We start from the raw sequence: 11472 nt of genomic DNA on the forward strand, positions 1-11472 counted from the left end.
TTTCGTTGATGAAAATCGTACAATGATAGAATTTACGATAGATGGACTTCATTATATATTTAGCTATATTATTTCTGATGATCCCTATTATGTAAGAATAGTATTGCCGAATGCAGGTCAAATAGATGAATCAAATTCGGAAACAATAAGGCTGCTTTACGAAATCTCTCGTTCTTATAAAGTAGGGAAAGCATTTTGTATCAATAGTCAAATATGGTTTTCAACAGAATCTTTCGTCTATAATAAGGAAGGTGCTGATATGCTTTTCCAAAGAATGATTTCTGTATTAAAAGATATGTTAAATTATTATAGAATTTATTGTGATGAAAATAACAAACAACAATCAAAGTCAGAATAATACTATACGCAATTCTTACAATGATGTTCCTTTTCAGAAACATTCCTCAAATTGTTCTTGTAGTACAAATACAAAATGGATGATTGGAATTCTAGTGCTTACTGTGATTTTGCTTACAACATGGATCTTAACCAACTATATTAAGGATGGAAATAATCTTGTGAATTTGTTGGTTAATTTTTCAACACTATTATCTATAGTTCTTTCTGTTTCTTCCATAGCTTTTGCTGGTTATACCTCTATTGAGACTGGTAGACAATATTATAATATGGCCAAAGCTGTTGAAGAAATAAGAACTACTAATGGAATAATGTCTGAGAACTATAAAAACTTAATGGAGCATTATCATGAAACAGTTAAGCTTTTCTCGCAAATCTTAGAGGGTTATGCGAATAACGCTGCTAGTAGTAATCGTGTCAGTGATATCCCCCCAACAGATATCAGCAATGAGGCTACTATTGTTACAGATAAGGCAATGAATGTCAATCAATCGTAATTTTGTAGCAAATGTTAGGACTTCATTACTCTCCAGGCGGTCCCATCCCGCACAACATGGCGAAGACCTTTGATGGTCCGACAACCTTATAGCGTAGCGGTTCCGAGCACCGAGTAGGGCGGTTACATCCTTCCTTCTGAGGAGGAAGGCTTGGTTAGAGGTGGAGCTCCCTTTGGAAAGGGAGACGGAGGGATTCGAAAAAATACCTTTTTTAATGGGAAAAAGCGATGCCAGTGAGTGCAATGAAAGCTCGCTTTCAAATTGCCGAGTGCAGCTCGCTTTATCAACAAGGAAGGACGGGATGATTTGCATGCAAAGCCATTTTGACAATCATGTGATGTAATCAGAATGAATACAACGAACAAAGGGGAACGACCAAAGACTGGTTGTTTCCCTTTGTTCGTTTAGAGGCAATTGTATCAGGTGTATCTGCCATCATCACAAAGGTTGCAACCAAACGAAAGATGGAGAAACCACCACGCAAATCTATCTCAATTCTATCAAAAGCTCAGAAGTAGATGATGCCAACGCCAAAATACTGGCAGCCCTATAAGCCACAAAAAAGAATAAAAAGAGGGATTTTGTAAAATGAACCAAAATGAACCATTTTTCCTGAATCTTTACATGAGAGATACAGAAAAACCGAAAACTTTCGTTCAATCAACGACTTAGGAAATTATGTACGAAAAGAATAGTAAAATAATGTTGATTTTCGTAGAATGATATTAATTTTTTAACACGCATAATTTGCTAGTTTCCAACAATTTTCGTATTTTTGCAAGGAGATTCTGTGTCTCTTATATCGAGATTCAGATGAACGTCATCAAAAAACGAACTTGATTCGCATGATGAAAGAGACAAATATACACTCACAGGTTACGTCCACTATTGCAGGGGACGACGGCGAAGCCATGGCAAAAAGTGAAGAAAACGCTAAGGAAATGGCTCCCAAAAAGCCTAATGAAGGGCTTAAAAAACCTGATGATGCAGGATGGTATATGGCTGTAGTGAGAGTGAATTGTGAAACGAGAATAGCTGATTCTATACGAATCAATCTTAATCACAATCATGTTTGGTTTGATTACTGGATTCCTAAGGTAAAAGTAGGTTATATAGACAAGCGTTCCAATAAGCGAAGAGTGAAAGAAAAGCTATTTCTTTCCACTTTCATCTTTTGTAACGTCTCTCCGTCACAACTTGATAAGATCCGCTTCCGTTCGGATGTGTATAAGATGCTGACGATGCCAGGTTAAAGGAAAATATACCAAATTCCCGATCAGGTTATTGCCAACTATCGATATTTTGTAGAGAATGATGAAGAGCCTGTCACTGCTGCCCCTATTCCTTTGAAGAATAGGTATCAAAGTGCGAGTGGTGTCGGGTAGCATGAAAGGTGTGGAAGCATACGTGCAGAGCTATAATGGCAAGAAAGCCGTCATCGGCAGCGAAATCAAGTACATCAGTGGTGCAACGCTTACGATAAGTAGAAATTTGTTGGAAATTGTAGAAAATTAAAAACTCCTCCAAAAATTTGGTAGTTTCAAAGAAAACCCTTATATTTGCAGGCAAAAAGGAGATACAATAATGAAGACAATAGATCAGATTTTGAAAATAAAGGCAGTAGTGCTTTACATTCTGAAAGCATTCCCAGAAGGAGTTGATTATATTCATCTCTTTAAGGTTATGTATTTTGCGCAGCAAGATCAGTTAAAGGAATATGGATTGCCAATCATTTACGATACCTTTGTTGCAAGAAAGCATGGTCCAGTACCTGCTTTAACCTATAAGGTGTTGCGTGGTATTGAAGGCAAGGCAGACCTTTCTACGCCAGAATTAAAGGATTTTGCAGATTCATTGAATATAGCCATCTCTCAGGATGGTCATCAACTTGTTCTAGCTTCCAAGAATGCGGAATGCGATATGGATGAACTATCTGTAGCTGATGTGAAGATGTTGGATAAATGGATTGAAAAGTGCAAGGATGTAGAATCCTTTGACCTATCTGATAAGTCCCATGAAGACAGAGCTTGGAAACGTGCAAAACGTCAGGCTGACAAGACAGGTGAGGACTCCAAGATAACCATGTATGATATGGCAGCTGCGGCAGGAGCAAGCAAAGACATGCTATGCGTAATTCGTGACCGCCAATCAGTTCAAAAAGCATTATCATGGATTTAAGGGAGTTGCAGAAATCCTATCTTGATAATCTTCGTAAGGTTACCGAAGATAAATTAGAAATAGGTTCATTGGTACGAACAGTTATTTCTATAGAAGAAGGCTTGGTTTTCAAGGATGGAAGAAAGCAGAAACCAAAGAAATTAGTAATTATCGGAGTAGATAAAGTGAAAAAAGTATGTTATGGTTCAGTATTGGTTAATACAAAAATGAGTCCTAAGGCAGCTTATTCCGATTCTTTTCTTTCAGCCCAATATCTTCTTCATCAAACAGATTATCCTGAATTCTTGAAGTATGATAGTTTTGTTGATTGTGGCATGCTCTTTTCTATCCCATTAAAGAAATTGATGGAAGGAGAGTATTTTGGAACTTTGACCTCCCAAGATCTCCAAGGAATCTTTGAGGTTCTTAAAACAACCGAAACTCTTACTAATAAAGAAAAGAAGAGATTTGGAATTTTATAAAGTATTCTTCCCCATTCGAATGGCGACAAGTGCAGAGCGATACTGCAATGAGGAACAAAATAAAATTAAACACCATCGTATTCCGCACAACTCAAAAGATCTGCGTCATCAGCGAGATCCGCGTGCCCTTAATCCCCCCAGACCGCACAGGTCTAAGAAATCTGTGTTTATCTGTGCAATCTGTGGGACTTAAAAAGAATAAACTCCTCATTCGAGCGACGACCAGTGCAGAGCGATACTGCAATGAGGAACAAATATGGTGATTCCAACCAGCAAGCCGTCCCCATGCGTTCCCAATCAGCAAGCTATAGTAAGGCGGTCCCCATCATCAAGATGTCCCCTGGCGGTCCCATCCCGCACAATATGACGAAGACCTTTGATGGTCCGCCAACCTTAGAGCGTAGCGGTTCCGAGCACCGAGTAGGGCGGTTTCCTCCCTCGCTCCTGAGGAGAGAGGGTCGGGGTGAGAGGTGGAGCCTTCCTTAACGGTAAGGAAGGACGGGTAGGTTTTCGAACAGATAGCACTGTAGGGCGGTTACATCCCTAATCCCTATGGTAGGGATTTAGGGCTTGGGTATAGGGTAAGGACCCCCTCTTCGCAAGAGGGGGACAGGGGAGTCGAAAAAACAATATAATACAATGAACAAAGAAGAAAGAAATTCCTTTCGAAAGGAAATGATTGGTAAGTTAGAAGAACAATGGGCTAAGTCGAATAGCCCAGAAGACGACCTCTTCTATTATCACCCTTCAGAAGATAAAATCGTTCTATCCCATGCCCTGTTCTGGGTTATGACCCAAAATATCAAAGGTAAGGTAGGCAAGGAAAAGTACTTATTGCTTCTCCGCCAATATCAGGAAGAGATGCTCGAAGCATACTTAACTGAATCAGAAGATTTCAAAGACCTGCTTCACTATTGTAACGTCATATACAATACCCTTCCTGTAATCCTTCGAAGCATGTACGATTTCCGTATCCACTTAGATGCTCGTAAGCTTGCCGCCATAACGATAGTCGCTGGCGGTTATGGTGGTGATATGCCAGAAGACCAGGCTTATGACCTCCTCGATGATATAGACTTCTATTATAATAAGGTGAAGTGCCGCAAGATAGAAAAGCTCATGCCGGTATTGAGTAAGTTGGTAATAGAAGAGCAAAAGTTACTTTAGCTTGCATTGAGGAATGCTTCTGACGCTATAATATAGTGGGTACGATGTAATGGTGATATACGGAGAATGTCAAGGCTGCCTAAATGGCAGCTTTGGCAATACCAATTAATAATATGCTTTTTTTGAAAAATTATTGGATGTGCTAACTACTGAAAATCAGTAGTTACGTTCTAACGGTGATTTACTCCAGATGGCAACAAAATAGTTCAAAGACCGAATCGCCCAACTTTGGGACTATATTTAGGCAATAAGAGGCATTTTTGACGCTGTATAAACTGGTCGTTTGCCAACTTGCCGCCAAAGTTAGTTAACGCCAAGGATAGCGTAAAAACTTTCCAAGGCATATATTTAATTCAAATTTAACACACTTTTTAAAGTGGAGTCATTAATTTAATTACGAACAATGAAAGAAATTAAATCACATAAACGAAGAGGAAAACTGCCAAAAATAGAGGTGGTTGATTTGTTTTGTGGTATTGGTGGGTTGAGTTTTGGAATGAAATCTAAGGGCTTTTCCATTCTTGCTGGATTTGATTTAGATGCAACTTGTAAATATGCATATGAAACTAACAACGAAGCCAAATTCAATTATAAGGATATCAAGGAGGTTCATGGAATAGATATAAACAAATACTATTCAAAGAAATCCATCAAGGTGTTGGCTGGTTGTGCACCATGTCAGCCGTTTTCTTCTTATGCATTCAAAAACAAAGAGAAAGATCCGAATAAGTATGATTTACTATACGAATTCGGTAGATTGGTGAAGGAAGTTCAGCCAGATATTATAACAATGGAAAATGTACCATCCCTTCTTACTTTTAATGAGAAAGATGTTTTTGGCGATTTTGTACATACGCTAAAAGAAGCAAAATATAACGTTTCGTATCATGTAGTATATTGCCCAGATTATGGTATTCCTCAGACGCGAAAGAGGTTGGTTTTATTGGCATCTCGGCTAGGTCCTATAGATTTGATTAAGGAAACTTGTACCCCCGATAATTATAAAACAGTACGAGATACTATTGGAAACTTGCCTCCTTTAAAAGCTGGCGAGGCTAGCTCCACTGACTCCCTACACAGATGTTGTTTCCTATCAGAAAAGAATTTGCAGCGCATCAAGGCGACTCCAGCAGGAGGTAGTTGGAAAGACTGGCCATCAGAGCTGGTTTTGGAATGTCATAAAAGAAAGGGTGGAAAAAGTTTTGGTAGTGTATATGGAAGAATGCGATGGGACAAGCCTAGTCCTACCATGACCACGCAATGTACGGGTTTGGGAAATGGAAGATTCGGTCATCCCGACCAAGATAGGGCTATTTCTGTTAGAGAAGCGGCACTGTTGCAAACCTTCCCTCGTTCTTATGCCTTCTTTGACAACGAGGATTCAATATCTATTGGTGTAGCCTCTAGATACATCGGGAATGCTGTACCTCCCAGACTTGGGGAAGTAATTGCAGAAAGTATTATTCAACATATTAGAAATACGCCAAATGAAAGATAAAAATCAAACCTTAAAATGGCGATTTGATGTTTCGACTTTTCGCTTGATAGGTCGTGAGCTCATTACAGATAGAGTCACGGCTCTATTCGAATTGGTGAAAAATTGCTATGATGCCAATGCATGTCAGGTTACTGTTCGATTCACAAATGTGGGGGCTGACAAACAAAATGCTGTCATAGAAATTATCGACGATGGCTGTGGCATGTCTTTTGAAGATATCAGGGACAAATGGATGGTTATTGGAACGTCATCTAAACGTAAAAATCCCTATTCTCCAGAACCTTTTCACCGAAGATGCGTAGGCGAAAAAGGAATTGGACGGTTTGCTGTTGATAAGCTAGGTGACAAGACTCGCATTATTACCAAAACAGCGGGTGAAAAGGAATGGCTGAATGTTGTAATTGATTGGTCTTTCTACGAACATAATGATACCAATGACATACTGCTGTTTACTGATATTGAAAACGATTACCAATATTCTCCCGCAGACAAACTCTCAGAATCGGGTACAAAGTTGGTTATCTCGGCTATCAGAGAGTATTGGACCAAAAGCGAAATAGAACAACTCATTCGTCAGATATCGAAGATCAGATCTCCTTTTGTTAATAAAAATGATGAATTTCAAGTTCGTGTGGTAGCCGATGAATTCGGAATCAATCAAAATGCAATTCATACAATTGAGGAGACAGATATAGCGACAGCTTCATTTACAATCGATTTTAACGAAAAGAACAACACTCAGGAAAGTATATTTTTTGATAAAAAAAGTAGTTCTTTTAAATCTCGAAATATACCCATAGATAAAGACTTTGGTGGAATCAAAATGAGAGTATATTTCTTTGATGGACCTGCTCGTGCCAAATATCGCAAAGCATACCCCAACGATTCGATAGATGGTTTCAAAGTCTATAGAGATGGCATCATCACCACACCATTTGCCGAGGCAAACAAGGATCAAGATAAAAAAAGAGATATCTTAGGAATTGACAAGCGTGTGTGGCAAGATATTTTCAACAGAATAAGTACGCGTGAATTTCTTGGCTCCATCGAATTGACTCGTGATGGAAACCCAAATATTATTGATGCTACCAACAGACAAGATTTTGTTGATAATGAGGCTTATCGTAAATTCAAGGACTTTATCGTACTTCAGCTAAATGCATTACAAGCCTATAAAGAGACCATGCGTAAGAAACAGAAAGAAGAAGTTTCTACTGAGCTAAATTCTGCATCTGAAAATATAAACCAATTCATCACTACGATTTCCGACTTTGCACAGCAGAACTCCAGTTTAAAGCCCACGGTTGATATTCTTATCAAACAAGCAAAAAAGACTGGGCAGTCAGTAAAAAATGCAATCAAGGAACAGAAGAAGGTAGAAGAGGACTTTACGCGTAAAGAGAATATCTATATGAGCATCATGTCACTGCAAGACTATGCCATACAGATTGCACATGCCGTTCGTACCACTTTAAATCAGATGAAGGATAGAATTGAATTTTTCTATCGTTATTACCCTGATCCAGAAGAAGAAGAACTTTTCAAATTATACGCAAAAGAAATGTTCCAAAAATACAAGGTGCTGAACCGGGTGATTGACTTTATGCTGAGTTACTCGCAGTCCAATCTGAATCCTGAAGAAATTGTTTTAAAGGAGATTTTCGAAGAAATTTTGAATGACTACAGCCATATATTTGATCAAGAAAACATCAAGGTTGATAGTTCTTTCCCTGTTCAACTCAAGTTGACAATTAATAAGCAGTTCTTTAGAGACATCCTTCAAAATCTGATTGACAATTCGATTAAGGCAATGGCAAATGCCAAAACCAAGATCCTAAAGGTGTCCTATGAAGCACTCTCCAATAATCTTGTCATTAAGGTTTCGGATACTGGGGTTGGAATCCCTGTAGAACGCAGAGAGCAAGTATTTGCCCTATACTATACTACCACTCAAGATAAAGGCGGGGCTGGTGTTGGCTTATACATTGTTAAGACCAGAGTAGAATCTTTGAAGGGAACTGTGTCTATTGAGGACAGTGAATTTGGTGAGATTGGGACTACGGTAAAAATTGTTATACCCTTTAAACATTAAAGTATGGATTTCAAAGTAGTATTTATTGATGATAATCTAGACGTAAATGAACCTATCGTTCAGAATATCAGAAAGCATTATAAAAATGCTGATTATAGTCATGTCTTTAAGAATCCGCAAGAGGGCTTAGATTTTGTTCTAGAAAACATAAATAGTAGGATGATTGTATTTCTTGACTGGAACTTTAGTGGTTTACCTACCAAAGGGATAGACATTCTGAAAGAAATACGAAAAAAAACATCTTTACTATATGTGATAATGATGTCAGCTAATCCTGTAACCTCATTTCCAGCTCAGTCGGTTATTGATATGATGAACGAAGAGAATTTCTTTTTTTTAGATCGCAGCCAAGACATTGACGTGACGTTTGGGCTGATTGACAAGATACAGAAAAATTGGGTTACTAGATTTGATTGTATCTTAGAGCAATGGCTCATTAATCATCCCGAATGTTCTGACAAGATTGCTTTTAGGACTTTTGACCAAACGATTACATGGCAAAAAATATTGGAAGAACTTCGCAAACAATCCACGATTGGGAAATCATTTGAAAAGATGGTGAATCAGTTCTATATCTATCAATTTACTGAAAACTCGGAGGCTAATGAGTAGTGTTTTGATTGCATACAACAATGATTGTAATACGGAATTACATCATTTTTTCGAGTCTTGCTCAGATGAAGCGAAACAAGCTTGTTTGGATAACAAGATAACATTTGAGAGCGTATGTCCACCTAACTTAAATGCAGATAAAGTTTGTGGAAAGATGGAGAGTAACTCTCTTTGTGTTATTGTCTCTCATGGCATAAATGGTGAGATTATCAACGAAAATAACGAAGAAGTCATCTCTATCCATACAACAAACTATAATTTTGCCAACAAAGGACTTTACGCTTTAGCTTGTTATTCAGGTCTAGATTTAAAAGATGAGTTAATAAGAATTGGAATTAAATTCTTCGTAGGTTACTCAGACTCATGGATGATAGGAACTGACGAAGAGTTATTCTTGAAATGTGCTCTTCAGGGCTTGAAAGATTTTCTTTCTGGAAAATCTAAGAAGGATGCAAAGGAATGTATGATATCCACATATAAAAATACGATTAAAGATATGCCATCTAATTCTTTTGAGGATAACTTTCAAAAGATGCTAATGATAAACAATTTGGAGTCTCTTGTTTTTGAAGGAGAAGATGATTTATTGTTTTCTGATTTAGCGTAAAAATACTCCAGTTCGGGATAAGATTTTGTTCATAAAAAAGTTGGTAGTCTTATAAATATTTTGCACCTTTGCAGGTGAAAGTGTGTCCTGAGACAGAATGAAGTCTGATATTGGCTATATTTGATAGATTTCTGTCGTAACTTCTAAAGAGATGGTGGCAGACCCACTGTATTCGGCATGCAGGTGCTGATTGCAAACCACTTTGTGCTGCTCTGATGGAAACAGATGGGTAGTGAACGACAATTGAAAGCCTTTCGTAAGGTTGGCAAGGTATGTGTCAAGGAGATGAACGCAAGTGAACCATTGATGAAGCATCGTTAGCAAAAAATTAGTTTTCACACTGGGTGAAGGGATTTGTACCCTATCCACGTCTAGGTTAATAAAGAATATAAACTAATAAACAAAAGAGTTAAGTACGAAGAGCCGTGTGATGGGAGACTGTCAAGCACGGTTCCGAGAGAAGGGAGGGTGAAATTCTCTCCACTTACTCGACCGTTGAATTCTCTTGCTTATTTTGCAACACTAAGATAAGTGAATTCTTCGACAGGACAAAATCTCGGGCAACTTTTTGTTGCTCAGGAACTTAAAAAGTTTAATTTATAATAGTGTTGCGGAATTAAGGATAAACTGAATGACCTTGTGAATACTTCTTTGTCTGATGATGTTGCATGCCTTGATATATAAGATACATCGAAAGGTCGTCCTTTGGATAATCAGGTAATGTTATTGATTAAAGAAAAGACTGGCGTAACGAATAGCCGTGCCTTTCAGCAATTGCCTGAAGAAACAAAACGGTCGGTTTTGATTGAATTGAAGGGTATGAGAGCATCACTTCGCCAATTGGAGAGATTGACCGGAATCGGGAAAAGTATGGCTACTCTGTGTATCGCCTCACTTATATGAGTGGTGTAGTTCCTCCGTTGTCCATTACCAAGGAGGTTCTTTACATCAACAGGGAGTTTGTCAATACGATGATAGACATATACAACGAGTTGATGCACTACCCACCTTTCCCTGGTTGGAAAGATGGACTGGAAGAATTATGGAACTGAGTTAAGCAGGAAATTCTTTGTAGCCTATGGTAAGGAATCGCTCAACATACAGGAATTCAACGTTTGATATACCATCGAACCGCAATTTGTGGCTGACATTGGGGCAGTATGACGCTCTGGTCGAATACCAAGAGGTTGCCAGTAGATATTATCTTGGAACTTTTGATGCTAAGAAAGAATCCTTTGACTCCTTTCTCAGTCGCACTTCTATAGTTACAGGTGTGAGGTTAAATAACATAAGTCTTGCAAATTTTAGGGAGAAACAAATTCAGGGCTATCTTGTGTTCCCGAATGCAAGTTTCGATGATTTCATTACTGATTTCGTTGATGATGTAAAGTTCTTAATAGATCCAGCTTTCTCGTTAAGCAAAATAGATGGTTCAAAGTTTGATAAACTTGTGGACGCACTTTTGCAAATTGGGATAAGTCCTTCGATTGAGAAGTTCAAGAAAGAACTATATGACTATTACAGGTTGTTGCGTAATGACGTGGCGCATAGCTTGAATCAAAACTACGAGAAGGAATATAAAACTCTCGACAAGAAAGCTATTGCTGCTTTTTATACGACTCTTAGCGAACCAAAGGAAAAATCAAAGTTGTCGTTTGATGATTTCATACTGTGTACAGCAAATATTAAAAATATTGCAGATCTTCTGACCATTAGCCTATTACCCAATATTAATTGGGAGCAGTTAGTGCTTAACAACAGGGAGCAACTGATTCCAAAATATGAAAGATTCGTTCACGGAGGTAGGACTAAAAGACTCCAAACTTACGTGTTAAACTGCATAAGAACACTTTACGGATACACACTCGATGAATTGACGATAAACAATATAATCGACTCATTAGAATAGATGGTAGTTCATCCCCCTTCAGGATAGGCACATAATCGTGGCTATGCTGAAGGGGAAGGCAGAAGTTCGAATCTTCTATGAGTCACTTATAGTT

Annotated in this window: 12 protein-coding genes and 1 tRNA gene; all 13 read left to right on the top strand. The window is 38.2% G+C overall.

What is annotated here, in order from left to right:
* The first annotated feature begins 22 nt into the window (after positions 1 to 22).
* The 13 genes from ONT18_RS17055 to ONT18_RS17115 all read left to right on the top strand — a co-directional run bounded on the left by ONT18_RS17055 (position 23) and on the right by ONT18_RS17115 (position 11463).
* Positions 23 to 358, top strand: coding sequence for a hypothetical protein (locus ONT18_RS17055; protein ID WP_264907250.1), 336 nt, complete (start codon positions 23 to 25; stop codon positions 356 to 358).
* A complete protein-coding gene (locus ONT18_RS17060; protein ID WP_264907252.1) occupies positions 324 to 854 on the top strand; it encodes a hypothetical protein in 531 nt (176 codons plus the stop codon). The genes ONT18_RS17055 and ONT18_RS17060 overlap by 35 nt, the downstream gene beginning before the upstream one ends.
* Positions 855 to 1699: 845 nt before the next feature.
* Entirely contained in the window at positions 1700 to 2107 is a 408-nt protein-coding gene (locus tag ONT18_RS17065) for a hypothetical protein (RefSeq protein ID WP_153119324.1), read from the top strand.
* Between the two features lie 331 nt (positions 2108 to 2438).
* On the top strand, positions 2439 to 3032 hold the full coding sequence (locus ONT18_RS17070; protein ID WP_153092573.1) for a Panacea domain-containing protein: 594 nt from the start codon (positions 2439 to 2441) through the stop codon (positions 3030 to 3032).
* A complete protein-coding gene (locus ONT18_RS17075; protein WP_153128395.1) occupies positions 3023 to 3493 on the top strand; it encodes a hypothetical protein in 471 nt (156 codons plus the stop codon). The genes ONT18_RS17070 and ONT18_RS17075 overlap by 10 nt, the downstream gene beginning before the upstream one ends.
* 639 nt (positions 3494 to 4132) lie before the next feature.
* The gene (locus ONT18_RS17080; RefSeq protein WP_200758675.1) at positions 4133 to 4660 is read left to right on the top strand and encodes a hypothetical protein; all 528 of its coding nucleotides are present in this window, start codon (positions 4133 to 4135) and stop codon (positions 4658 to 4660) included.
* Positions 4661 to 5063: 403 nt separating this feature from the next.
* Positions 5064 to 6158 (top strand): DNA cytosine methyltransferase, encoded by a 1095-nt coding sequence (locus ONT18_RS17085; protein ID WP_200758677.1) that lies wholly within the window; start codon positions 5064 to 5066, stop codon positions 6156 to 6158.
* The gene (locus ONT18_RS17090; protein ID WP_203069185.1) at positions 6148 to 8250 is read left to right on the top strand and encodes an ATP-binding protein; all 2103 of its coding nucleotides are present in this window, start codon (positions 6148 to 6150) and stop codon (positions 8248 to 8250) included. The genes ONT18_RS17085 and ONT18_RS17090 overlap by 11 nt, the downstream gene beginning before the upstream one ends.
* Positions 8251 to 8253: 3 nt before the next feature.
* Positions 8254 to 8862 carry a hypothetical protein gene (locus ONT18_RS17095; protein ID WP_200758680.1) on the top strand — a complete coding sequence of 203 codons (609 nt, stop codon included), beginning with the start codon at positions 8254 to 8256 and terminating at the stop codon, positions 8860 to 8862.
* A gap of 85 nt (positions 8863 to 8947) precedes the next feature.
* Complete coding sequence (locus ONT18_RS17100) at positions 8948 to 9469, top strand: hypothetical protein (RefSeq protein ID WP_151202076.1); 522 nt, start codon at positions 8948 to 8950, stop codon at positions 9467 to 9469.
* An 899-nt stretch (positions 9470 to 10368) separates the two neighbouring features.
* Positions 10369 to 10521 carry a hypothetical protein gene (locus ONT18_RS17105; protein WP_203069186.1) on the top strand — a complete coding sequence of 51 codons (153 nt, stop codon included), beginning with the start codon at positions 10369 to 10371 and terminating at the stop codon, positions 10519 to 10521.
* Positions 10522 to 10619: 98 nt separating this feature from the next.
* Positions 10620 to 11378, top strand: coding sequence for a hypothetical protein (locus tag ONT18_RS17110; RefSeq protein ID WP_264907259.1), 759 nt, complete (start codon positions 10620 to 10622; stop codon positions 11376 to 11378).
* Positions 11364 to 11463: transfer RNA gene (locus tag ONT18_RS17115), tRNA-OTHER, on the top strand. The genes ONT18_RS17110 and ONT18_RS17115 overlap by 15 nt, the downstream gene beginning before the upstream one ends.
* The last annotated feature ends 9 nt before the right edge of the window (positions 11464 to 11472 follow it).

The sequence above is a fragment of the Segatella copri genome (genome assembly GCF_026015295.1).
GTDB classification, from domain to species: domain Bacteria; phylum Bacteroidota; class Bacteroidia; order Bacteroidales; family Bacteroidaceae; genus Prevotella; species Prevotella copri_C.

What these genes read in the sequence shown, in the direction of transcription:
- ONT18_RS17055 (WP_264907250.1), top strand. Translation starts at nt 23, where the DNA reads ATGATAGAATTTACGATAGATGGACTTCATTATATATTTAGCTATATT.
- ONT18_RS17060 (WP_264907252.1), top strand. Translation starts at nt 324, where the DNA reads ATGAAAATAACAAACAACAATCAAAGTCAGAATAATACTATACGCAAT.
- ONT18_RS17065 (WP_153119324.1), top strand. Translation starts at nt 1,700, where the DNA reads ATGATGAAAGAGACAAATATACACTCACAGGTTACGTCCACTATTGCA.
- ONT18_RS17070 (WP_153092573.1), top strand. Translation starts at nt 2,439, where the DNA reads ATGAAGACAATAGATCAGATTTTGAAAATAAAGGCAGTAGTGCTTTAC.
- ONT18_RS17075 (WP_153128395.1), top strand. Translation starts at nt 3,023, where the DNA reads ATGGATTTAAGGGAGTTGCAGAAATCCTATCTTGATAATCTTCGTAAG.
- ONT18_RS17080 (WP_200758675.1), top strand. Translation starts at nt 4,133, where the DNA reads ATGAACAAAGAAGAAAGAAATTCCTTTCGAAAGGAAATGATTGGTAAG.
- ONT18_RS17085 (WP_200758677.1), top strand. Translation starts at nt 5,064, where the DNA reads ATGAAAGAAATTAAATCACATAAACGAAGAGGAAAACTGCCAAAAATA.
- ONT18_RS17090 (WP_203069185.1), top strand. Translation starts at nt 6,148, where the DNA reads ATGAAAGATAAAAATCAAACCTTAAAATGGCGATTTGATGTTTCGACT.
- ONT18_RS17095 (WP_200758680.1), top strand. Translation starts at nt 8,254, where the DNA reads ATGGATTTCAAAGTAGTATTTATTGATGATAATCTAGACGTAAATGAA.
- ONT18_RS17105 (WP_203069186.1), top strand. Translation starts at nt 10,369, where the DNA reads ATGAGTGGTGTAGTTCCTCCGTTGTCCATTACCAAGGAGGTTCTTTAC.